This is a genomic window from Neisseria sp. (assembly GCF_030530745.1).
In the GTDB taxonomy this organism is placed as follows: Bacteria; Pseudomonadota; Gammaproteobacteria; order Burkholderiales; family Neisseriaceae; genus Neisseria.
On sequence record NZ_JAUMUI010000012.1, the window covers coordinates 28,107 to 51,479 of the forward strand.

The 23,373-nt window shown below is 56.5% G+C and carries 23 protein-coding genes and 1 pseudogene; 20 read left to right on the forward strand and 4 right to left on the reverse strand.

The window, feature by feature from the left end; genetic code table 11:
• The first annotated feature begins 269 nt into the window (after nt 1–269).
• From Q3970_RS06095 to lolD, 5 genes are all read left to right on the forward strand, one after another.
• On the forward strand, nt 270–2,549 hold the full coding sequence (locus tag Q3970_RS06095) for a TonB-dependent siderophore receptor (RefSeq protein WP_303099708.1): 2,280 nt from the start codon (nt 270–272) through the stop codon (nt 2,547–2,549).
• A gap of 360 nt (nt 2,550–2,909) precedes the next feature.
• A complete protein-coding gene (locus Q3970_RS06100) occupies nt 2,910–4,814 on the forward strand; it encodes a monovalent cation:proton antiporter-2 (CPA2) family protein (protein ID WP_303099709.1) in 1,905 nt (634 codons plus the stop codon).
• Nucleotides 4,815–4,873: 59 nt separating this feature from the next.
• On the forward strand, nt 4,874–5,773 hold the full coding sequence (locus tag Q3970_RS06105) for a pirin family protein (RefSeq protein WP_303099710.1): 900 nt from the start codon (nt 4,874–4,876) through the stop codon (nt 5,771–5,773).
• A 417-nt stretch (nt 5,774–6,190) separates the two neighbouring features.
• Nucleotides 6,191–7,441: a lipoprotein-releasing ABC transporter permease subunit gene (locus Q3970_RS06110; protein WP_303099711.1), complete on the forward strand. Its 1,251-nt coding sequence runs from the start codon at nt 6,191–6,193 to the stop codon at nt 7,439–7,441.
• The gene (gene lolD / locus Q3970_RS06115; protein WP_303099712.1) at nt 7,434–8,117 is read left to right on the forward strand and encodes a lipoprotein-releasing ABC transporter ATP-binding protein LolD; all 684 of its coding nucleotides are present in this window, start codon (nt 7,434–7,436) and stop codon (nt 8,115–8,117) included. Before Q3970_RS06110 ends, lolD begins: the two co-directional genes overlap by 8 nt.
• A gap of 195 nt (nt 8,118–8,312) precedes the next feature.
• Here lolD and Q3970_RS06120 read toward each other — a convergent pair whose 3' ends face one another.
• The 3 genes from Q3970_RS06120 to Q3970_RS06130 are packed head-to-tail and all read right to left on the reverse strand — an operon-like array spanning nt 8,313 to nt 10,813.
• Entirely contained in the window at nt 8,313–9,545 is a 1,233-nt protein-coding gene (locus Q3970_RS06120) for a beta-ketoacyl-ACP synthase (protein ID WP_303099713.1), read from the reverse strand.
• Complete coding sequence (fabG, locus tag Q3970_RS06125; protein WP_303099714.1) at nt 9,545–10,273, reverse strand: 3-oxoacyl-ACP reductase FabG; 729 nt, start codon at nt 10,271–10,273, stop codon at nt 9,545–9,547. Before fabG ends, Q3970_RS06120 begins: the two co-directional genes overlap by 1 nt.
• Nucleotides 10,274–10,321: 48 nt before the next feature.
• Entirely contained in the window at nt 10,322–10,813 is a 492-nt protein-coding gene (locus tag Q3970_RS06130) for a thioester dehydrase (RefSeq protein WP_303099715.1), read from the reverse strand.
• A gap of 122 nt (nt 10,814–10,935) precedes the next feature.
• On the opposite strand from Q3970_RS06130, the gene Q3970_RS06135 reads away from it, so the two are divergent.
• The 5 genes from Q3970_RS06135 to Q3970_RS06155 all read left to right on the forward strand — a co-directional run bounded on the left by Q3970_RS06135 (nt 10,936) and on the right by Q3970_RS06155 (nt 13,660).
• Nucleotides 10,936–11,682, forward strand: coding sequence for a beta-ketoacyl synthase chain length factor (locus tag Q3970_RS06135; protein ID WP_303099716.1), 747 nt, complete (start codon nt 10,936–10,938; stop codon nt 11,680–11,682).
• Nucleotides 11,679–12,437 carry a 1-acyl-sn-glycerol-3-phosphate acyltransferase gene (locus Q3970_RS06140; RefSeq protein ID WP_303099717.1) on the forward strand — a complete coding sequence of 253 codons (759 nt, stop codon included), beginning with the start codon at nt 11,679–11,681 and terminating at the stop codon, nt 12,435–12,437. The genes Q3970_RS06135 and Q3970_RS06140 overlap by 4 nt, the downstream gene beginning before the upstream one ends.
• Nucleotides 12,434–12,691, forward strand: a complete 258-nt coding sequence (locus tag Q3970_RS06145) for a phosphopantetheine-binding protein (protein ID WP_303099718.1) — start codon at nt 12,434–12,436, stop codon at nt 12,689–12,691. Before Q3970_RS06140 ends, Q3970_RS06145 begins: the two co-directional genes overlap by 4 nt.
• 11 nt (nt 12,692–12,702) lie before the next feature.
• Nucleotides 12,703–12,954 carry an acyl carrier protein gene (locus Q3970_RS06150; protein WP_303099719.1) on the forward strand — a complete coding sequence of 84 codons (252 nt, stop codon included), beginning with the start codon at nt 12,703–12,705 and terminating at the stop codon, nt 12,952–12,954.
• 166 nt (nt 12,955–13,120) lie between these two features.
• Complete coding sequence (locus Q3970_RS06155) at nt 13,121–13,660, forward strand: hypothetical protein (protein ID WP_303099737.1); 540 nt, start codon at nt 13,121–13,123, stop codon at nt 13,658–13,660.
• Between the two features lie 124 nt (nt 13,661–13,784).
• Here Q3970_RS06155 and Q3970_RS06160 read toward each other — a convergent pair whose 3' ends face one another.
• A complete protein-coding gene (locus Q3970_RS06160) occupies nt 13,785–14,345 on the reverse strand; it encodes a hypothetical protein (protein WP_303099720.1) in 561 nt (186 codons plus the stop codon).
• 246 nt (nt 14,346–14,591) lie between these two features.
• Here Q3970_RS06160 and Q3970_RS06165 point away from each other — a divergent pair, with 246 nt between their 5' ends.
• From Q3970_RS06165 to Q3970_RS06210, 10 genes and pseudogenes are all read left to right on the forward strand, one after another.
• A complete protein-coding gene (locus Q3970_RS06165) occupies nt 14,592–16,310 on the forward strand; it encodes an AMP-binding protein (protein WP_303099721.1) in 1,719 nt (572 codons plus the stop codon).
• Nucleotides 16,311–16,479: 169 nt separating this feature from the next.
• On the forward strand, nt 16,480–17,220 hold the full coding sequence (locus Q3970_RS06170) for a glycosyltransferase family 2 protein (RefSeq protein ID WP_303099722.1): 741 nt from the start codon (nt 16,480–16,482) through the stop codon (nt 17,218–17,220).
• On the forward strand, nt 17,213–18,151 hold the full coding sequence (locus Q3970_RS06175) for a glycosyl transferase family 2 (protein ID WP_303099738.1): 939 nt from the start codon (nt 17,213–17,215) through the stop codon (nt 18,149–18,151). The genes Q3970_RS06170 and Q3970_RS06175 overlap by 8 nt, the downstream gene beginning before the upstream one ends.
• A complete protein-coding gene (locus Q3970_RS06180; RefSeq protein WP_303099723.1) occupies nt 18,144–18,581 on the forward strand; it encodes a thioesterase family protein in 438 nt (145 codons plus the stop codon). The genes Q3970_RS06175 and Q3970_RS06180 overlap by 8 nt, the downstream gene beginning before the upstream one ends.
• 95 nt (nt 18,582–18,676) lie before the next feature.
• Nucleotides 18,677–19,270, forward strand: coding sequence for an outer membrane lipoprotein carrier protein LolA (locus tag Q3970_RS06185; RefSeq protein WP_303099724.1), 594 nt, complete (start codon nt 18,677–18,679; stop codon nt 19,268–19,270).
• A 330-nt stretch (nt 19,271–19,600) separates the two neighbouring features.
• Entirely contained in the window at nt 19,601–20,524 is a 924-nt protein-coding gene (locus Q3970_RS06190) for a dialkylrecorsinol condensing enzyme (protein ID WP_303099725.1), read from the forward strand.
• 5 nt (nt 20,525–20,529) lie between these two features.
• A pseudogene (locus Q3970_RS06195) lies at nt 20,530–20,694 on the forward strand (lipoprotein signal peptidase).
• A gap of 26 nt (nt 20,695–20,720) precedes the next feature.
• Nucleotides 20,721–21,890, forward strand: coding sequence for a beta-ketoacyl-ACP synthase III (locus Q3970_RS06200; RefSeq protein WP_303099726.1), 1,170 nt, complete (start codon nt 20,721–20,723; stop codon nt 21,888–21,890).
• 2 nt (nt 21,891–21,892) lie between these two features.
• A complete protein-coding gene (locus Q3970_RS06205; RefSeq protein WP_257065849.1) occupies nt 21,893–22,306 on the forward strand; it encodes a hypothetical protein in 414 nt (137 codons plus the stop codon).
• Between the two features lie 71 nt (nt 22,307–22,377).
• A complete protein-coding gene (locus tag Q3970_RS06210; RefSeq protein WP_303099727.1) occupies nt 22,378–23,373 on the forward strand; it encodes a BtrH N-terminal domain-containing protein in 996 nt (331 codons plus the stop codon).

A 23,373-nucleotide genomic window follows, 5' to 3' on the forward strand; every position in this document is an offset into this window, starting at 1 on the left:
GGCCTTTTACAGCCGGTAAACATTTTCCGCAATATAACGGTAGTTCAGGGCGGAAGTTATCGGCCATATGGGTTAAAAAGTAAGCAACGTTAATATAAATACGGATATTTGTTAAGTAAAAACAACAAATTGAAAGTTTTTACAAAACCGTTTTCCAGTATTACGAAAGATTTCGAATTATAATACGCCAAATCAATACGAGTGAAGATAATTCTCAAAATTGGTTTTTTCCCCTATTTCACTTTATCTAATTTAAGCAGAATACATTTATGAAAAAACAGACACATAAAATCGCTTTGCTGCCTTTGCTGGTTTTGCAGGCGTGGGCTTATGCCGATACACCCGCCGTGCCCGCTGCAGCCGAAAATGCTGAAATCGAAACCGTAACGGTGAAGGGCAGGGCGGTAAAATCTTATTCCGTCGCCAGCGACGGCGATCTGCGCGACCGCGTGAATCTGGGCCTGCTCGGCAAGGCCAATGCCTTTACCGCGCCGGTTACCGTGGTGAATTACGATGAAAAAAACCTTAACAATACCGAAGCGCGCACTTTGGTGGATGCCGTCGCCAAAAAAGATGCTTCCGTTTGGCAGTTCGGCGGCGAAAGCAACACGCTCACCGGGCTGTATTTCCGCGGTTATCAATTGGATGCCCGCCAGTTCAGCGTGAACGGCCTGGCCGGCATGTACGGCACGCAGGGCACGTCCGGCGTGCAGGTAGCTTCGGCGCAGCTGATTAAAGGCGCCTCCACCGCCGTTACCGGTATGGATCCCGAAGGCGCGGTATCCGGTGCGGTGAATATCGAAACCAAAAAAGCCGCCGACGAAGGCAACCGTAAAATCGGCGTAGGTTATTTCAGCGACAGCCGCGCGCAAGGCACGTTTGATTTGGGACAACGCTTCGGCGGAGACAAACAGTTCGGCGTGCGTGTAAACGGCAAGCTGCGCCACGGCGACACCCCGCGCGACGGTTACAGTGAAGACGCCAAAGAATTTGCATTCAACACCGACTATCGCGGCGAAAAACTGCGTGTCGCCTTCGATTCGGTTTACGCGAAGCGCAAGACCAACGGCGGACGCGCGCGTATGCAGGATATCCAAAACCTGCAAGCGCGCCTGTTTGACGCACCTGACGGCAAAACCAACCTGCTGCCTGCGTGGAACTGGCAGAACACCGTCGGTCAGACCAATATGCTGACCTTCGAATGGGACGCGTTTGACAATGCCCAAATTACCGGCGGCATCGGCTACAACAAAGCGCGCTACTACGGCACGCTGATTTCACCGACCGTATGTCTGAATGCCGCCAGCACCTGTACCGAAACGCAAAATACCAATGCCGATGGCAGAACTACGGCGCGGGCCTACGACTACAATACCGGTACGGCACGCTTGACCGACCAATATTTCCGCACTTTGAGCATGAATCTGTCTGCACGCGGTGAATTTGAAACCGGTCCGGTAACACACAATTGGAGTACCGCTTTCGACCGTATCGTCCGCCAGCGTGCGACAGTGCGCGGCTCGGCGGCAGGACGCAGTAGCGCGAGGGTTGATGCGAACGGTGATATTGCCGCACAACTGGCGTCTTTCCTTCCCGACTATCCGACCACCTCTGAAAGCACAGCGAACCTCGATGCCAATATTGTAGTAAACAGCCTGGCTTTGTCCGACACCTTGGGCTTTGTTGACAACAAATACCGCCTGACTCTGGGGGGGCGCTTCCAAGCCGTCGAACACACCGACAAAAAAGAAGCTCAAAGCGGCGATTCCAAACGCTTCAGCCCGATGTTTATGGCGACATGGGTTCCCTCGCCCGATTTGGTCGTTTACGGCAACTATATGGAAGACCTCGAACCTGCCGACATCAAAACCGATGACGACGGCAATACCACTATGGCGAAACCGCGCGTAAGCCGCCAGTTTGAAGTCGGCGTACGCAAAAACTGGGGCGATGTCGTAACCACGCTGAATGCCTTCCAAATCAAACGTCCGGGTTACTGGCGGGGTAATACCACCAGCGGCACCGCTTTTGCAGCCTACAGGGCAGCAGGCGGTGCGGCAGGCGACCAACAAGGTATGGAACGCAACCGCGGCATCGAGTTCAACACTTACGCCAATCTGCTGGACAAAACCCTGCGTCCGAGCTTGGGCATTATGTATCTGCAATCCAAAGTCAAAAACTATCCGAACTCCCGCGATATGTTGGTTGACGGCGTACAAGTCGCCAACCCCAAAGTTATCGCGAAAGCCGGCGTCGAATGGGATACACCGTTTGTTAAGGGATTGACCTTAAACAGCAATATCCAGCATTTCGGCAAATCCTACCAACGCACCGATAAGGCTTACTCGTTCCCGTCGTACACCCTGGTAGACGTGGGTGCACGCTACAAAACCAAACTCAAAGGCAATAACGCCTTAACGGTGGGCGGATCGGTGGAAAACCTGTTCAACAAAAACTACTGGCAGGTTCAGCGCGGCCAATTCGACCGCAGCTTTGCCGTGGTAGGCATGCCGCGCACCTATTGGCTGAAAGCCGAGCTGGAATTTTAATTTAACCGGCATTAACCGACAGGCCGTCTGAAAGTTCAGACGGCCTGTAACCTTTGCAAAGTTATCTTAGGGGCTGTCGACATTCAACGCAACGGCGGTATTTTTGGCCAAAACACCCCGTCTGCTGCGTTAAAAATGCTCGCAAGGTGTCCAACCTTGCTGCGCTTTTTGCCTTGCATACGCGGATTTTTGCCTCAAAAAAACCGCTTCGCCGGCCAATTGTCAACAGCCCCTAGGGTCAAGCCCGAGTATGACGGTGCCGATATTTCAGACGGCCTGAGGTTTTGCAAAAGCTTCGGCCGATTCGTGCTGAGTCGGGTAAAATGTGGCTTTTTTTCTTTAATTTTCCGGAGTATTTTTATGGCGGCAGAAGGTGCGGGCGAACTGGTTAAAATGGTTGTCCTGCTCGGCTCGGCGGTGGTTGCCGTGCCTTTGTTCAAACGCTTGGGGCTGGGCTCGGTGCTCGGTTATCTGGCGGCAGGTTTGGTTATCGGCCCGTTCGGCCTGAAACTGTTCGACGACCCGCAGGCGGTTATTCATGTTGCCGAATTGGGCGTGGTGATGTTCCTGTTCATCATCGGCCTCGAAATGAACCCCTCGCATCTGTGGGCTTTGCGCCGCCAGATTTTCGGCTTGGGCAGCCTGCAGGTGGTGCTGGCCGCCTTGATTTTGACTTTGGTGGGCATGGCGTTCGGTTTTTCGTGGCAGGTTGCGTTTGTGAGCGCTTCGGGCTTTGTGCTCACGTCCACGGCGATTGTGATGCAGGTATTGGGCGAGCGCAACGAGCTGGCCGGCCGCAGCGGGCAACGTATGGTGTCTATTCTGCTGTTTGAAGATTTGCTGATTGTGCCGCTGCTGGCGGTTGTGTCTTTTCTTGCGCCGCATGATCCGGCGCAGGCCGCCGAAACCGGCTCGGTGTGGCTGAAACTGGGCACGGCGGCATTATCGGTGGCGGTGCTGGTGGCGGCCGGTTTGTGGCTGCTGAACCCGCTGTTCCGCGTGCTGGCCAAATCGAAAGCGCGCGAAGTGATGACGGCGGCGGCGCTGTTGGTGGTGTTGGGCGCGGCCTTGCTGATGGAAGAGGGCGACCTGTCGATGGCGATGGGGGCGTTTGTGGCGGGCGTGCTGCTGTCGGAATCCAGCTTCCGCCACCAGCTCGAAGCGGATATCGAACCTTTCCGCGGCCTGTTGCTCGGCCTGTTTTTCCTCGGCGTGGGCATGGCGCTGGATTTGAACGTGGTGGCGCAAAACTGGCAGATTATCGTGTCGGGTGTGTTGGCCCTGATGGCGGCCAAGGCGGCGGTGATTTACTTGGTGGCACGGGCGGCGAAAAGCAGCCGCGCCGAAGCGGCGGAGCGTGCGGTGATGATGGCGCAGGGCGGTGAATTTGCCTTCGTGCTGTTTTCGGCCGCTTTTTCGCAGAAAGTGATTGATGCCACCGTGAATGCCAATATGACGGCGATTGTGGTGCTGTCGATGGCGCTGACGCCGCTGTTTCTGATTCTGCACGGCAAATACCTCGCCCCGCGCCTGAAGCAGCAGGGTGCGGATCGCGAAGATGATGAAATTCACGAACAAAAAGCGGTGATTGTGATCGGCATGGGGCGTTTCGGCCAGATTACCACCGACATCCTGCGTATGTGCGGCTACCCGTTAACCATTATCGACAAAGACCCGGTGATGGTGGACGGCATGAACAAATACGGTGTCAAAACCTATTTCGGCGACGCCTCGCGGCCGGAACTGCTGTTTACCGCCGGCATCGAAACGGCGCAGCTGCTGGTGGTGGCGATAGACAATAAAGAACAGGCGCTGCATATCGTCGAATTTGCCCGCAAGATCAACCCCGACCTCAAAATCATCGCCCGCGCCTACGACCGCATCCACACCTTCAAACTCCACCGGACGGGTGCGGATGCCGCCGTGCGCGAAACCTTTGATTCCGCCGTGCGCACCGGCCGCACAGCGCTCGAAGTGTTGGGCATGGAAAAAAGCAAGGCCGACGAAATCAGCCGTTTCTATTTCCACCGCGACCGCGCCCGCGTGGCCAGAATGGCGCCGCTCTACAATCCCGAAGACGCAATCTTCCAAAACGAGGAAATGCTCAACGTGGCCAAGCAGGAAGACGCCGAAACCGCCGCCATGATGCAGGCGCTGATGCGCGGCGAAGTGGTGGAGTGGCCTGATGAAAGCGAAGCGGCATGGCCGTCTGAAAAAGCGGCGGGTGAAAAGCCACGCATTTCAGACGGCCTAAGCGGCTTATAAAGACTATCCGGCTTGTTTTAACGGGCTGCCAGGTATTTAACCCAATCAAAGGAATATCGATGAACACCGAAAAACTCACCGCCAAAACCAAAGACGTCGGCGGCATCCCCGTCGCCCGCCTGTTGCCGCAAGGCAGCCGCCGCACCATCGGCGCGTGGTGTTTTCTCGACCACGCAGGCCCCGCCGAATTTGCGGCGGATTCAGACGGCCTTCAGGTCGGCGCCCACCCCCATACCAATCTGCAAACTTTCACTTGGATGCTGGCTGGCGAAGTGTGGCATCAGGACAGTTTGGGTTTCCGCCAGCTGATCCGCCCCAAGCAGGTCAACCTGATGACCGCCGGTACCGGCAGTGCGCGCGGTATCGCCCACACCGAGCAAACGCCCGACGGCATCAAGGAACTACACGCCGTGCAGCTGTGGATTGCACTGCCGATGAACCAAGAAATAGAACCCGGTTTCCAACACTATCCCGAGCTGCCCGAATGGCAGGAAAACGGTGTGCGCCATGTGCTGACTACAGGCAGCTTCGGCGGCCATACCGCACCCACTGCCCAACACAGCCCGCTGGTGGGTGTGGACATGCAGTTCGACCAATCCGCACGCATCAGCATTCCCGCACAAGCGGGTTGGGAATACGGCGTATTGGTGATTGCCGGCAGCATCAGCGTGGGCGGGCAGACCTTTGCCGCCGACGAGCTGGCCTTTATCGAAACCGGCGGTGCCGAACCGTTTACGCTCGAAGGCGAAGCCGGCAGCCACATCATGCTCTTGGGCGGCGAGCCGCTGCCGCACCCCACCGTGATTTGGTGGAACTTCGTTGCCGACAGCCGCGAAGCCCTGCAACAGGCCGTGGCTGACTGGAACGGCGGCAGCAGCCGTTTCGGTGCGGAAATCGATTTGGACGGCACCAAGCTGAAACGCCTGAGCGCCCCCGAGGTGCCGCAAGGTTTGCGTTAAAACACAGCGGCCGGAATTTCTGCAAGTTGTTCAGGCCGTCTGAAAAAAATTATAGTGGATTGAATTTAATCCTGAATTTATTTATGTTTCGCCATGCCCGGGCTGCCCGGGTATCTGTTATTTCCGTTGAAACAAAAAGATGCCCGGGTCAATCCCGGGCATGACGCATTTTATAAGCTACGAACTTGCAACGCTTTCTCTTTGTTTTCGGGTGTAACGTTATCCGGATATTTTTCAGACGGCCTCGGGAAAACTTTGCAAAGGCTTCACTTTTGAGCGGCATTGGCCAGGTTTTACAATCCCCCGCTTTAGCGCAATCGTGCGTTTATTGGCAAAGCGCCTACCCTTCTTAAAGAAGTTTAGCGGTAAATAAGGTACAATGCGCGCATTTTAATTGGATAGAGGGTGCTTCTGCACATGGCTTCTTTAGAAACTTGGATCGGTTTGCGTTACCTCAGAGCCAAAAAGCGCAATGGTTTTATGTCGTTTATTACCATGATTTCGATTGCGGGCATTGCATTGGGCGTAACCGCGCTGATCGTTGTGCTGTCGGTGATGAACGGTTTTCAGAAAGAAATCCGCGGCCAGCTTCTGAATGTGGCGCCGCACGCCGAAGTGGGCTACTACGACATGGGTAACGGCGAGAGCTGGCAAAGCCTGCGCAAATATGTAGAAGGGCGCAAAGAAGTTTTGGCCACCGCCCCCTATGTTGCCGATCAGGCGTTGCTGGCCAACTCCGGCGATGTGCGCGGCGTGCAGCTTCGCGGCGTGTTGCCCGAGGAAGAAAAAAACGTGGTGGATTACGGCAAAGATATGCCGGTGGGCAGTTTCAACGATTTGAAGCCGGGTGGGTTCGACATTATTCTCGGTGAAGGTTTGGCCGAGGCACTCGGCGCGGAAAAAGGCGGAAAAGTTACCGTGATTACGCCGGAAGGCAACGTTACCCCCGCCGGCGTGGTGCCGCGCCTGAAACAGTTCAACGTGGTGGGTATTGTGAAAACGGGCGTGTACGAAGTGGACAACTCGCTGGCTATGACGCACATCAAAGACGCCCAAGTGCTCTACCGTTTGGGCGACGGCGTGGGCGGTTTGCGTATCAAACTTGCCGATCCGCAGAATGCGCCCGCGTTTACCCGCAATCTGATTCCGCAGGCGCAGAAAGATAAGGTGTGGGCGCGCGACTGGACGTTTTCCAACCGCAGCTATTTTGAAGCGGTGGAATTGGAAAAACGCATGATGTTCATCATCTTAACGCTGATTATCGCTGTGGCGGCGTTTAATTTGGTGTCGTCTCTGGTGATGGCCGTTACCGAGAAGCAGGCCGATATCGCCATTTTGCGCACACTGGGCCTGCCGCCTGCGGGTGTGATGAAAATTTTTATGGTGCAGGGTGCGTTTGCCGGCTTTTTCGGCACCCTGATCGGCGTGGTTTGCGGTGTGCTGCTGGGTGTGAACGTTGGGCGCATCGTGGCGTTTTTTGAAAATTTGTTCGGCATGCAGCTGATTAATTCGCAGATTTACTTTATCGACTACCTGCCCAGCGACGTCAACCCCGACGATGTGCTGGTGATTGCCGCTATCTCGCTGTTATTGGCCTTTATCGCCACGCTGTATCCGAGCTGGCGGGCGGCAAAAACCCAACCTGCGGAGGCTTTGCGTTATGAATAATATTGTGTTGGGCTGCAACGGGGTAGCTAAAAGCTATAACGACGGCGCATTAAACGTGCAGGTGCTCAACGGCCTCAGCCTGCAAGTGGGCGAAGGGCAGAGCGTGAGTATTATCGGCGCTTCCGGCAGCGGCAAATCGACGCTGCTGCACATACTCGGCGGTTTGGATATGCCCACCTCGGGCAGCGTGAACCTGATGGGCAACGATTTGGGCAGGCTGAACCAGAAACAGTTGGGCGATTTGCGCAACCGTTATTTGGGTTTCGTGTATCAGTTCCATCATCTGCTGCCCGAATTTTCGGCGTTGGAAAACGTGATGATGCCGCTTTTAATCGGCAAAAAACCGAAAGCCGAAGCCGAAGCGCAGGCCGCGGAAATGTTGGAAAAAGTCGGCTTGAAAGCGCGTATGCTGCACCGCCCGAGCGAACTTTCCGGCGGCGAGCGCCAGCGCGCCGCCATCGCCCGCGCGCTGGTTACCCGCCCCAAGTGCCTGCTGGCCGACGAGCCTACCGGAAACCTCGACCGCAAAAACGCACAAAATGTGCTGGATATGATGCTGGCGCTGAAAAGCGAGCTGGGCACCAGTTTGGTGGTGGTTACCCACGACGACGAATTGGCCGGCCGCTTCGACAGGGTGATGACCATGGCCGACGGCCGTTTGGCGGATAAACTGTAACGGCGCGGCAAAACGGCCAAAGATTCCGCCCTGCTTGAAACGGCTTCAGGCGGGGCGGATTTTTGAATTCTGCAATTTCAGATTGAAGTCCGGTTCGGCCGGCTTTACCGATGTTTCAATACACAGGACGACACATAATGAAAACAGGCCGTCTGAAAAATTATTTTCAGACGGCCTGCAATCTTTTTAAAGCAATCAGCCGCGCCAGCGTTTGAACACCAGCGAAGTATTCACGCCGCCGAAGGCGAAGTTGTTGTTGACCACATAATCGGTGAGGATTTCGCGCCCTTCGCCGCGTATATGGTCCACGCCGCCGCACAGCGGGTCGATATTGTCGAGGTTGAGGGTGGGGGCGAACCAGCCGCTGTTCATCATTTCGATGGAAAACCACGATTCCAGCGCGCCGCAGGCACCGAGGGTGTGGCCGAAGTAGCTTTTCTGCGAGCTCATGGGCACACGGCCGAACAAGGCGGCGGTGGCTTGGGTTTCGGCGATGTCGCCTTTTTCGGTGGCCGTGCCGTGGCCGTTGACATAACCCACTTGTTCGGGGCAGATGCCTGCGTCGCGCAAGGCCAGTTCCATGCAGCGCTGCATGGTGGCTTTCTGCGGCTGGGTAACGTGGCTGCCGTCGCTGTTGGCGCCGTAGCCCACGATTTCGGCATAAATTTTCGCGCCGCGCGCTTGGGCGTGTTCGAGCGATTCGAGCACGAAAATGCCTGCGCCCTCTCCAATCACCAAACCGTCGCGGCCGCTGTCGTAGGGGCGCGGGGTTAATTCAGGTTCGGCGTTGCGGCGGCTGGCGGCATAAAGGCTGTCGAACACATACACTTGCGAAGCGCAAAATTCTTCGCCGCCGCCTGCGAGCATGGTGTCGGTCATGCCGTATTTGATGGCTTCGTAGGCATAGCCGACGGCTTGGCTGCCTGAAGAACACGCGCTCGATGTGGGGATAATGCGGCCGGTCAGCTCGAAAAAAATGCCGATATTGGCGGCGGTGGTGTGCGGCATCATGCGCACATAAGTGTTGGCGTTGAAATTGCGCGAGCTGCCGGTAAGCAGCAATTCACCGATGTCGCCGATGTCTTTGGGGCTGCCCGACGACGAGCCGCAGGCCACGCCCATGCGACCATCTTTGATGCGCTCGTCGCCAAGTAAACCGGCATCGTGCAGCGCCTGCTCGGCCGCATCGACACACAGCTGCGACACGCGCCCCATGCTGCGTAACTGTTTGCGTGTCCAATGTTTGGGCGGTTCGTAATGCGCAATCGGCGCGCCCAGTTGCGCTTCCAATTCGGGGAAGCGTTCCGACCAATCAATATGCTGTACGGCATTTTTACCGGCGGCAAAGGCCGCTTGAATGCTTGCCCAATCACGGCCAAAGGCGGTGATGCCGCCGATGCCTGTAACCACCACTCTGCGTGTATTCATCAGCACAAACCTCCGTTAACCGCAATCACCTGCCGCGTAATGTAGGCGGCTTTTTCGTCCATCAGAAACCGTACTGCGTGTGCCACTTCTTCGGGCGTGCCCATGCGGGCGGCGGGGGTGGCTTTTAAAATTTCTTCTACCGGCACGTTGTCATCCACAATCTCGGTATCAATTAGGCCGGGCGCCACGCAGTTGACGGTGATTTTGCGTTTGGCAAGCTCCACAGCCAGCGCTTTGGCCGCGCCGATAACGCCGGCTTTCGAGGCACTGTAGTTCACTTGGCCGCGGTTGCCGTTGAGACCGGAAACGGAGGCCATGCACACGATTCGGCCGGCTTTGCGGCGGCGTATCATCGGCATCACCAACGGGTGCAGCACGTTGTAGAAGCCGTCGAGATTAGTGCGCAGCACGGTGTCCCAATCGTCGTCTTCAAAGGCGGGAAAGGCGTTGTCGCGGGTGAGGCCGGCGTTGAGCACCACGCCGTAATAGGTGCCGTGTTGTTCGATGTCGGCACTGAGCGCTTCGCGGCAGGCGGCGCGGTCGGCAATGTCGAACTGCAATACGCGCGCTTGACGGCCCTGTGCGCGGACGGCTTCAGCCACGGCTTCGGCTTCGCTGCGGCGGCTGCGGCAGTGCACCACGATGTCGTAGCCGTCGGCCGCCAGCGCCAGCGCGACGGCTTTGCCTATGCCGCGGTTGGAGCCGGTAATCAGAATGGTTTCGTTCATGCGTTTTCCTTTGGTTTTGTTGAGGCCGTCTGAAAAAATATAAACGTTTCAGACGGCCTGATTGTTTTGATGCGGGCTGTAAACGTTTAGCGACGCCTGCACCAGCAGGCCGTCGGCCGGCAGCGTGTGCTTTTCGTGTTCGGGCGCGTCGGTCCAGTAGAGCGCGCAGTCGAACACGCCGAAGCCGGCGGCATCCATCACCGACTCCTGCACTTTGACCAGCAGCTCGGTATGCACGGGAATGCTGTCGGCAAACAGGTTCAGTTTGCGCGTACCCAGCAGAAAGCCCAGCCGTATCGGTTGGCCGGTGTTGTGTGCGTGGCAGCCGGCAAGCGCGCCTATGCCCTGCGCCATGATTTCCATGCCCGAAAAGCAGGGCAGGCGGTTGTTTTGCAACAGGATATGGTCTGCCCCCACCGTGGCGGTGGCGGTGAGGTGGCTCTCGCCGTAGTCGGTGATGCAGTCGAGCAGCACCATGCGGCCGCTGTGCGGCAGCAGCGGGGCAACGGCGGTAATGGGGCAGGTGAGGGGAGTGTTCATAAGTGCTTCGCGTGATAAGACAACATCATTTTAAAAGCAGGATAAAGCCGATTATATTGCATTGCTGTTTTTTGGTAATCCCTTAGGTTAAAATGAGCAGATTTCATTTGCCGGAAATAGTGATGGATTCCACCGAACACTGCCGTTTTTCTTTCGATATTGCCGCATGGCAGGCTTCGTCGGATCGTGTGGCGGGCTTGGACGCCTGGAGGCAATGGGCGGCAGACGCTGCTTTTTCAGACGGCCTGCCCGATTATAAACCCGGGCTGGCTTTTTTGCCTGCCATGCAGCGCCGGCGTTTGGGCAAAGCCGCCCGCCTGATGTGCGACGCGGCATGGAATCTGGCCGAACAATATCCCGCCGCCCCACTGGTGTTTGCCTCGCACGACGGCGAGTTGAACCGCAGTTTCGAGCTGTGGTTGGAACTGATGAAAACCCAATCCGTATCGCCTACTTCGTTCGGCCTGTCGGTGCACAACGCCCAGGCAGGGCAGTGGTCTGTGCTGCGCAAGGATATGGCCGAAAGCACCGCGCTGGCGGTGGGCTGCGACGGCTTGGAAACCGCGCTGGCCGAAGCTTATGCCCTGCTGCAAGAAGGCGCGGAGCATGTTTTAGTGGTGGTGGCCGACGACCCGTTGCTCGAGAAATACGCCGTAGCGTCAGACCGCGCGCCCATGCCTTATGCGCTGGCCATGGTGGTGAAGCCCGGCCGGCAATACACGCTGTCGCTTTTTTCCGATAATGCGCCAGAAACCGGCGGCGAACCGTATTGGGGCGCATTAGACTGGATACGTTTTATGCTTTCAAACAGCCGTGAAGAAACCAGACGTTTCGGAACACGCCGCTGGTTGTGGCAGAAAACCTTATGAAAACATTGGATTATTACCGCCGTTTTTTCGCCACGCTGTTCGGGTTTGTGTTGTTCGGCGTGTTCGGCGTGCTGTTCAAAATCGTGCTGCTGCCCTACACCCTGAAAAGCACCCGCAACGATACTGCCCGCCAGATGAAGGCGCGGCGGCTGATCGGCGGCGTATGGAGGCGGTTTGTCGGATATCTGGTGTGGTCGCGCGTGTTGAGCGTGAACTTCAACGGCTTGGAAAAACTCGGCAGGCCGGGCCAACTGGTGCTGGCCAACCACCCCTCGCTGCTCGATGTGGTGCTGCTGGTCGGCCATGTGCCCGAAATCAACTGCATCGTGAAAAAAGATTTGCTGGGCAACCCCTCGATGAAAAGCCAGATTCTCGCCTCCGGTTACATTCCCAACGACGAATCGCTGGAAATGATGGAAGAGGTGGATGCCGTTTTCAAAAGCGGGCAGAGCCTGCTGATTTTTCCAGAGGGCTCGCGCACGGGCTGGGACGGGCAGATTAAGCTGCACCGCGGCGCCGTATCCATCGGGTTGCGCAGCGCCGCCGTCATTACGCCTGTGGTCATTAAAATGAACCCGCCGAATTTTAAAAAAGGCCAGCCGTGGTATAAAATCCCACCCCGTACCATTCATTACGAAATTACCGTCGGCAGCGACATCAACCCGCAGGACTGGCTGGCCGAAAAGCCGCTGCCCATCGCCGCACGGCGGTTGAACGCTTATTTGCAAGACTATTTCACGCGAGAAACGACATGACTTTAGAAACCCAAATCAAACAAATGATTATCGACAGCCTGGGCTTGGAAGACATCACAGCCGAAGATATCGAAACCGATGCCCCCCTGTTCGGCGACGACGGCCTGGGGCTGGATTCGGTAGATGCCCTGGAACTCGGCTTGGCCGTGCAGAAAACCTTCGGCTTCCAGCTCGACGGTGAAAAAGACAACCTGCGCGAGCATTTCGCCAGCGTTCAAACCCTGGCCGACTTTATCCGCAGCCGCCAAGTGTGAAGGAGCGAACGATGACCGAACAAGAAATCCGCACCATCCTTACCGATGCCTTGGTGAGCCTGTTTGAAATCGAACCCGAACGCATCACGCCCGAAACCAATCTTTATGAAGATTTGGAAATCGACAGCATCGACGCCATCGACTTAATCGACCACATCAAACGCGAAACCGGCCGCAAACTGCAAGCCGACGATTTCCGCAGCGTACGCACCGTGGAAGATGTGGTGCAGGCCGTGTTGCGCAAAGACGCAGGTTCGGCATAACGGCAATACCGGCGGCCGTTTGAACCCGCCCGCTTTCAGACGGCCTGATTTTTACAGCCAACCGGCTTAAGAAAAATTACATACCTTATACTCGGGCTTGGCCTGAGTATGACGAAACGGGTACTAAATACAAGTAGTTTAACGATACATTATGAGGCCGTCTGAAATGAAAGCCTTCGGTCGGATTTTTTTGGCGCTTGTCAGCATTTTCTACCCGTTGTTGTGGTATTACGGCCGCGACAACGGTATCTTTTTATGGCTGGCCGCCGCCATGTGCGGCCTGTGGCTGGTGCGCGCCGTTTGGCAGAAAACCCGCGCCCAGCGCGCCGTGTCGCTGCTGTTGGCCGCTTTTTTCGCCGCCGTTATTATTTTCAGACGGCCTGATTCCATGTATTGGTATCCCGTGGCGGTTTCCCTGCTGATGCTTGCCGTGTTCGGTGCCAGCCTGTTTGCCGAGCAAACCCTGATCGAGCGCCTCGCCCGCCTGCAACATCCCGACCTGCCGCCCGAAGGCGTGCGCCACACCCGCCGCGTTACCCGAATCTGGTGCGGCTTTTTTATCTTCAACGCCGCCGCCGCCGCGCTGCTGGCATGGTCGGGCAGGCACGACTGGTGGGCGCTTTATACCGGCATCGTTTCGTATGTTTTGATGGGCGTGCTGTTTGCGGGAGAGTGGATTTACCGCAAAACCGTGCTGAAGGTTTGAGGCCGTCTGATAATAAAGGAGCCCGGGAAGTTTGAAAACTTCCTGACAAAACCGGTACGGGTGAGAATGGCTGTTGCCTGCAGGGCAGAACGGCTTTGCAGCCGCCCTACGCCCGGGCCGTACATTACAGGTTCTGTATCTGGGTAAAACGGATATTGACTGCCATGCTGATGCAAAGTGCGGCGGCAAGCACCAAGCCGTAATGGCCGAGCACTTCTTCAAAAGGCATGTTTTTATTCCATGCGCGGGCTATGCCCAGCCAGCAGGCAAAAATCCAGTTGGCCGAGCTGAGGGCGCCCACAATGGAAACCTGTACCGACAACCTGTAGGGGAAATCGGCCAATACCGTATTTTCTTTGACATGACGGTCTAAGCGGTGGACTAAAAAACCGTTCAGCGTCAAAACGGCAACACAGATAAACTTGACCCAGAGTTTGGGATTGTCGAAATAACCCGGCATGGTCAATATGCCGTATACCACCAGCGCGATGCCTGTAGCAATCAGACCCGCCAGCCCCCATACCGCCGTTTTTTTGGTTTTGCCGATCTGTTCGATTACGGGCTTTCCCAACGGAACCGTATAATTTTTCAGCAGCAGGAAATCGGTGTGCAGCACTTTGGCAAGTACGATGCCTGCCAAAATGAAGTGTGCGAACACCAAAGCGGTTTTGAAATAAAGTTCCATAATTACCTCCCTAATAAAAATGAAATTTACAGTTTATAAAAATATATTTGTTAAATTAAAAAATCACTGTGTTTTAAATGTTGACATAAAATTTCAATATTCGGATATTATAATGACAAACGAAAAAACAGGCCGTTTTTTTGAAAAGCGGTTGTTAAGGCAAATTAAAGGTATTTTTCTGCGCGGAAACGGTTCGGTATTCGGAACTTTTTAAAGGCATTATTCCAATTTTTATAAAAAAATATAATGGTTATTCAAAAACTTACTAAAATTCTTTCGCCGTTTTTGCCTCAAGGCGATCTAACCGCCGCCAATCCCGCTTGGACGCGTGCCGATTTCAACCGTGCGGTGTTTTATATTTCAGGCCGTCTGAAAGCGCAGCGCGTGCAAACCGCCGCCTTGTGGTTTGAAGACGCCGCGCTGTTTGCTTGCGCGGTGCTGGCTGCGTGGCACGCGGGCGCGCGGGTGTTGCTGCCGCCGAATCTGGCGCGGGAAAACGCGGCTTGGGGCGGCACGGCGGATGTCTGGCTGACCGATGCGCCGCATGAAAAAGCGTTTTCAGACGGCCTCGAAAATCAAGTTTGGGACATCCGCACCTTGTTGGAAGCCGTGCCGCCCGAAACAGAAACCCCGGCCGATTGGCAGATTGCCGCAGATTCGGAAGCCTGTCTGAAAACATCCGGATCCAGCGGTGAAGCACAGATTATGGTGAAAACCGCCGCGCAGATGGAGGCCGAAGCGGCGGCGCTGGCCGAAGCCGTGCCGTTTGCGCGCGAAAACCCCGTTGTTATCGGCAGCGTCAGCCCGCAGCATATGTACGGTTTCACTTTCCGTTTCGCGCTGCCGCTCACGATGGGCTGGACGCTCGACCGGCCGCAGAATGTGTATCCCGAAACCCTGCTGGCCGCGGCCGCCGCTTATGAAAAAACACTGTGGATCGCCAGCCCGGCGGTGCTGAACCGTTTGGGCGAAGCGCGCAACTGGCAGGCCTTGCAGGGCAGGGTGGCGGGCATCGTGTCGGCCGGCGGCGTGCTGCCCGAAGCCACTGCCGATTTATTGGAACAACACGCCGTGCGGCCTTTTGAAATCTACGGCAGCACCGAAACCGGCGTGATCGCCTCGCGCCGGTTTGGGCGGGAATGGCGGCCGTTTGCCGCCGTTGCCGTCGGCCAAAACAAAGACGGAGCCTTGTGGGCCGAATCGCCGTGGACGGCGGGCCGCTTCCAAACCGCCGATTTAATCGAGCCGCAGGCGGAGGGCTTTTTATTGCTCGGCCGCCGCGACCGCATCATCAAATTCGAAGACAAACGCGTGTCGCTCAACCAAATCGAACACGACCTGCTCGCCCACGAATGGGTGGCCGACGCTTTCTGCGCCCCGCACCCGCAGCACAAGCGGGTGGCCGTGTGGGCGGCGCTGAATGCCGCAGGCATCGAAGCCTTGCGGGAGAAAGGCAGGGGGCAGGTGGCCGCTGCGCTGAAAACGCACTTGGCTGCCACGCAGGATACCGTCGCCTTGCCGCGCTACTGGCGGTTTGCCGCCGGGCTGCCGCGCAATGCGCAATCGAAAATCACCGCCGCCGATTTTCAGACGGCCTTCACGCAGGCGCAAACCGCGCCCGAATGGCGGGAATGCCTGTCTGAAACCCCCAGTGTTTACCGCTTTGAGGGCCGCGTGCCGCTGGACTTGGCGTATTTCGGCGGCCACTTCGCCAATTTTCCGCTGGTGCCCGGCGTAATCGAATTGCAGTGGGTGCGTGATTTGGCCGCGCGCTTCGACTGGGGCTGCCGCAGCATCGTGCGCGTGGAAAACCTGAAATACCAGCAGTTCGTGCGCCCGAACGACACCGTGTCTGCCGAGCTGAAATACGATGCCGAAAAAGGCAAATTAACGTTTAAGCTGGAAAACGGCGAAGCGGCATGCGCTTCGGGGCGGATTGTGTTTGGGGCGTTTGAGGCCGTCTGAACAATATAATGTTCTGCAAATCTACTATCCCCTTGTGGGGAGGGTTGGGAAGAGGGCAAAACGATTGTTGTTTTGATCATGCCGTTTCCGACTGTCGGTAAGCCTTTCCCATAACCCTATAAATAATGTATTTTTCAGACAGGCATTGTCGGTATAACAAATAATGGATATGAAAACCCTAGCCCTCATCCCCCACTACAACCACCCCGCCACCGTCGCCCGGGTGGCCGAAGCGGTGCGCGCTTTCGGTTTGGACGTATTGATCGTTGACGACGGTTCGCGGGCGGACTGCAAGCCGGTGTTGGAAGAAACGGCGCGGCGGCAAGGCGTGGCGGTGCTGTACCGCACAGCCAACGGAGGCAAGGGGGCGGCGGTGAAAGACGGTTTGGCTTATGCCGAACAACACGGCTACACCCATGTGTTGCAGGTGGATGCCGATGCGCAGCATTGTTTGGACGACACCGCCAAGCTGCTGGCCGCCGCCGCGCAAAACCCCGAAGCGGTGGTGTGCGGCTGGCCGCAATACGGCGCCGATGCGCCCAAAGCGCGGCTTTACGGCCGCAAAATCACCGATTTTTGGAATATGGTGCATACTTGGTCAACCGACATCAAAGACGGCATGTGCGGTTTCCGCCTCTATCCGCTCGCCGCCGCGCTGGCCGTGGTGCGCGAAGAGCATGTGGGCGAGCGCATGGATTTCGACACCGAAATCTTAATCCGCCTCTATTGGCGCGGGGTTAGGCCGGTGTGGGTGAAAACGCCGGTGCAATACGCCGAGGGCGGCATGTCGCATTTCCGCGCTTTTGAAGACAATGTGTTAATCAGCAAAATGCACGCCCGCCTGTTTTGCGGTATGGTGTGGCGGCGTTTGCGGGGGAAGTTGTGGAGGCCGTCTGAAAGCTATAAATAAAAAAACTTCCGAGCACTGGGCGGCGCAAAACGAACGCGGCAACCGTTTGTTTTTGGGCATCACCACGCTGATGGTGAAATACCTGCCCGCGTGGCTGATGAATCCGTGCATCTGGTTTGTGGTGCTGTATTTTTACGCCACCGCGCCCAAGCCGCGGCGCAATATCGCGCGTTACCAGGCAAGGCTTCAGACGGCCTTTCCCGATGCTGTGCTGCCGCAGCGGCTGCCCGTGTTCAAACAGTTTGTGGCGTTCGGCGTGGCGGTGTGCGACCGCTTCGCCGTGTGGCAGCGCAAAATCCGCTACGAAGATTTGGTGGTGGAGGATCCGGACGGCGTATATGCCCTTATGCACGACCGCAGCCTGCGCGGGCAGATTTTCGTGTGCTCGCACGTGGGCAATGTGGAAGTGTGCCGCGCGCTGGTGTCGCAGCACCGGGGCTTCAAGCTCAACGTGCTGGTGCACAGCCGCCATGCCGAAATCTTTAACGAAGCGCTGCAAAAAGCCGGCGCCGACCGCATCCGGATGATACAGGTAACCGATTTGGATGCGGTGCTGATGATGGAACTGCACCGCCGCATCGATGCGGGCGAATGGCTGGCGGTGGCCGCCGACCGCGTGCCGGTGCGCGGCGAAAAAACCGTGCCGGTATCTTTTCTCGGCAGCAGAGCCGATATGCCGCAGGGCGCCTGGCTGTTGGCTGGGCTGCTGAAAACCCGCGTGCACACGCTGTTCTGCATCAGGCAAAACGGCCGCTATCATCTGAAACTGCGCCGTTTTTCAGACGGCATCGTATGGCAGCGCGGCAGGCGCGGGGAAGCAGTGGCCGCTGCGGCACAGCGCTTTGCCGATATTCTGGCGCAGGAGTGCGCGCAAAACCCGCTGCAATGGTTTAACTTTTACGATTTTTGGAACGACGCAAACAATGGCTAAACATATTTATTGCCGCCACAGTATAGAATTGGAAGTGCCTTTTTTCGACGTTGACGCGATGCACATCGTGTGGCACGGCCATTATGTGAAATACCTCGAAGTGGCGCGCTGTGCCTTTTTGAGCGCCATCGGCTACGACTACAACGAAATGGGCAGGCAGGGCTACAGCTGGCCGGTGGTGCAGATGAACCTGAAATATGTGAAGCCCGCCCGCTTCGGCCGGCACATCCGCGTGGAAGCGGCGGTGGTGGAAATCGAAAGCTGCCTGCGTATCGACTACACCATTTCCGACAGCGAAAGCGGCGCAAAGCTCACCAAAGCCTCCACTACCCAAGTGGCGGTGTCGCTCGAAAACGGCGAAATGCAGTTTCAAACGCCGGAAAGCTGGCTCTCCGCCGTACAACGCCATCCCACGTTTGAGGCCGTCTGAAAAAGCATTAGGGCGGTGGAATTATTTGAAGAATGTTTCCTGTCGTTTGAAGAAATCTACCGCGAAATTTAACCGTTTTAGTGAAAAGGCAACCGATGAAAAAACTGCTGTTTACCGCTGCTTTAACCTTATCCAGCCCGCTTTTGTGGGCTTTTTCCACCGACGAGTTGTCGCAAACCCTGCAAAAACCCGCCAACGTGCAGGGTGCGTTTACTCAGGAGCGCCATCTGAAATCGCTTACCAAGCCGATGACCGCCACCGGCCAATTCGTGCTGGTGCCCAAAAAAGGGCTGTTGTGGCACATGCAGAAACCGTTCGACAACCGCCTGCGCGTGCGTGCCGACGGCATTATGCAGTGGAACGGTAAAAGCTGGGTTCAGCCCAACCAGAGCAAAATGAGCGGCCAAAACCGCCAAATCAGCCTGTTTCTCGACCTGCTCGGCGGCAACACGCAGGGCTTGGAAAAGCAGTTTGATTTGCAGCTTTCCGGCAGCCCGCAAAAATGGACGCTGCGCCTGAACCCTAAAACCGCGCTGATGAAGCAGATTTTCAACCACATCGACATCAGCGGCGACAGCGTGGTGCGCCGCATCGAGTTGAGCGAAAAACAGGGCGACCGCACCGTGATGCGTTTCAATCAGGTGCAAACAGGCCAAGAATTGGATGCGTTTGCCAAGCAGGCGCTGTGAAGCGGGCGGCAACACCGCGCTTTTGGTTTTCGGATTGTTGCAATGTAAAAATGTTTGCCGTCATTATCGGATGCCGTCTGAAAAAATAGCTTTTCAGACGGCATGATTGCGTTAATTCGGTTAAAATAAGTTTCCAAATTTTAGGGAGTGTAGTCAGAAGGCTTACGAAGCGGTTTTTTGAGGAAAAATCCGCAGGTGCAAGGCAAAAAGCACAGCAAGATTGGACATCTTGCGAGCATTTTTAACGCCGCAGATGCGGATTTTAACCAAAAATACCGCCGCAACGCTTTCTGACTACACTCCCTAAGACAATGCCTGAAAAAAGTTGAGATGGAAGCCGACGTGAAAAAAGTTTTGCTGGTGTATTATTCGCAAACCGGCCAACTGGGCCGCTTGGCGCAATCTTTTGCCGAACCGTTGCGGCAAAGCGCGGGCATCCGTTTGGACTGCGTTAATCTCCGGCCGCAGCGGCCTTATCCGTTTCCGTGGCCGTTTTGGCGGTTTTTCAACACCTTTCCCGAAACCGTGCACTTGCAGCCCGAGCCGATCGAAGCGCCGGACATTCCCGGTGAAGATTACGATGTGGTGGTGGTGGCCTATACCGTGTGGTTTCTGTCGCCCGCGCAGCCGGTTACCGCCTTTTTGCAGCGTGCCGAAACGAAAAAGCTGTTGAACGGCAAACCCGTGGTCACCTTAATCGGCTGCCGCAATATGTGGCTGACGGCGCAGGAAAAAATGAAAACCCTGCTGGCGCAAAACGGCGCCAAACTAATCGGCAATATTGTGAAAATCGACGCCTGTAACAGCGCGGCCAGCTTTATCACCACGCCCGCGTGGCTGTTAACGGGCAACAAACAATATTTCCGCGCGCTGCCGGCGGCGGGCATTGCCCCCGAAGAATTGGCCGATGGCGCGCGTTTCGGAGCCAAGCTGCGCGATGCGCTGGTTTCGGGCCGGGCCTTAGACGAAACCGTGTTTCAGAATATGGGTGCCGCCAGAGTAAACGAAAAACTGATTTTCAGCGAAAAAGCGGCCGGCCGCAGTTTTTATCTGTGGGGCAAACTGCTGATGGCGGCCGGGCGGGTGTCGCCGCTGCTGCGCCGCGCACTGCTGGCGTTTTATATCGTTTTTCTGATTACGCTGATTTTAACCGTGATACCCGTGAGCGCCGTTGTCAAACAATTGCTCAAACCGTGGCTGCGCGGCTGGTTGGGCAGGCAGAAACGGTATTACAGCCTGCCTTCGGGAGAATGAGACCTTTGCAAAAAAGCCATCTGCGGTGCATTTCTGCGTTGTGTGTTTATGCCCTTTAGGGTACTGCCCGCTCGCTTGCCTAACTTCAAGTTATGTCTGCGCTCGCTGCGCTGCTACGCCTTGAACTGCATCCACATCTGACTCTTTTGCAAAGGTCTCTGGCCGTCTGAAACCCTATTGATTTTAAAGATAAAATATGAATCCAAACCACACACTGCGAAACGTTTATATCAACCGTGCCGCTGCCTTTCTGCCCAATGCGGCGGTGGGCAACGACGAGATGGAAGCCGTGCTCGGTATGGCCGGCGGGCTGCCTTCGCGCGTGCGCAAAATGATTTTGCGTTCCAACGCCATCGAAACGCGCCATTACGCCATCGACCCGGTTACACGCGAAGCCACGCACAGTTGCGCCAAGCTGGCGTCGGAGGCGGTGAAACAACTCTTTGCACAAGGCACCGATCCCGCCCGGGTGGGCAGTTTGGCCTGCGCCACCTCTTACCCCGACCAAACCATGCCCGGCCACGGCGTGATGGTGCACGGCCTGCTGCCCGAAACGGGTGCCTGCGAGGTGGTGAGTGCGGCTGGCGTGTGCGTGGCGGGCATGGCGGCGATGAAACACGCCTACCATGCCGTGCGCACCGGCGAACACGCCCATGCCGTGGCCGCCGCTTCCGAAGCCGCTTCGGCCATTATGCGCGGCGAAGTATTCCAAAGCGAAACCGACCATCAAAAGCTGGCCGATGCCAAACCCGAAATCGGTTTTGAAAAAGACTTTTTGCGCTGGATGCTTTCCGACGGCGCCGGCGCGGTGCATTTGAGCAGCCGCCCCAACGAAACCGGCATAAGTTTGAAAATCCATTGGATCGAGCTGCTTTCCTACGCCCACGAAATGCCTGCCTGCATGTATGCCGGCGCCGAAATTTCAGACGGCCTCTTCAAGGGCTGGAAAACGTTTGATAGCGACTATTGCCGCCGGCACAGCCTGATGGCGGTGAAGCAGGACGTGAAGCTGCTCAACGAAAACATTATCCGCTACACGGTGGAAAAACCGCTTGCGCAAATCGCCGCCAAACACGGCTTGAAAGCGGAGGATATCGACTGGTTTCTGCCGCATTATTCGTCGGGCTTTTTCCGCGACAAAGTGGCTGCCGGGCTGGAAAACATCGGTTTCGGCATCGGGCAGGAAAAATGGTTTACCAACCTGGCCAGCAAAGGCAACACCGGTTCGGCATCGATTTATATTATTTTAGAAGAGTTTATGCGCACGTTTAAGTTGGAAAACGGCCAGAAAATCTTATGCTACATTCCCGAGAGCGGGCGCTTTTCCACCTGTTTTATGCTTTTGGAAGCAGTAGAGGCCGTCTGAAAATGGACGTAAAAGACATTCCGCAAGACAACAGCAAGTCTTACCACGGGCAGCGAAAAATCATCTACGGCACGCGCGACGGGCATTACGAAGCCGCCACCAGCACCGGCTGGCAAGACGAATCCTACGCCACCGAAATGGCTGTGGCCGAGCTGGACGGGCAAACCCGCGCCGCCCGCGAAGCCGTGGCAGCCGGCGCTTATTCGCCGCTGTATTACCATATGTTCCGCTTCCGCCACGACGAAACCAGCCTGGCAATGGCCGCCGGCGTGTGGAAATGGCAGCTACGCCGCCACCTGCGCCCCGAAATATTCGCCAAGCTGCCCGAAAAAACCTTGCAGAAATACGCCGGTGCGCTGCGCATCAGCATAAGCGAACTCAAGCGCACCGATGCCGGCTCGCCGATTGAAGAATAACAAACAGGCCGTCTGAAAACCGGTAAGCAATATTCCGCTTTCAGACAGGCCTCAAGGCTTTAACCAATATTATGAACGACTTCCCCCACCAACACACCGCCCATTGCGAAAGCGGCGTGATGTCCGCCCTGTTGAACTACCACGGGCATGCGCTCAACGAAGCCTTGATTTTCGGGTTGGCCCGCGGGCTGACTTTTGTGTATATGCCGCTGATCAAGCTCGCCGGTATGCCGTTGGTGTCTTACCGCATTGCGCCGCGCGGCATCATCAAAAACACCTGCAAAACGCTCGGCCTGAAACTCGATATCCGCAAATTCGCCGACGAGCATTCGGGGCAGGCGGCGCTGGACGAAGCGATTGCGGCGGGGCAGCCCGCAGGCTTGCAGGCTTCGGTGTTTTGGCTGCCTTATTTTCCGCCGCATATGCGCTTTCATTTCAATGCCCACAATCTGGTGGTGTACGGCAAAGAAGGCGGCGACTACCTGCTCAGCGACCCCGTGTTTGAAACCGTGCAGCGCTGCGCCGCCGAAGATTTGCAGCGGGCGCGCTTTGCCAAAGGCGCGCTGGCGGCCAAAGGCATGATGTACACGCTCTCGGGCAACAGGCCGTCTGAAAGCATTGCCGCCGAACTGCCCGCCCTCATCCGCACCGCCGTGCGCAAAAACGCCAAGCATATGCTCGCACCGGTGTTTTTCGTGGGCGTGAAAGGCATACGCACGGTGGCGGCGAAAATCGAATCGCTGCCCGAAAAGCAATCCGCCAAATATCAGAAACTGTTTCTCGGCCATCTGGTGCGCATGCAGGAAGAAATCGGCACCGGCGGCGCGGGCTTCCGCTATATCTACGCCTACTTTCTCGAACAGGCCGCCGAAATCTGCCGCGAACCGCGCTTTCAGACGGCCTCCGAACAAATGACCGCCATCGGCGACGAATGGCGCACCTTCGCCAGCCTGTGCGTGAAACAGTGCAAACAGCCGTCTGAAAACGGCTGCCGCGAAACCGCGGCCTTTTTGCGCACGATTGCCGATAAAGAAGAAGCGCTGTGGAAAAGTTTGAAGGCCGTCTGA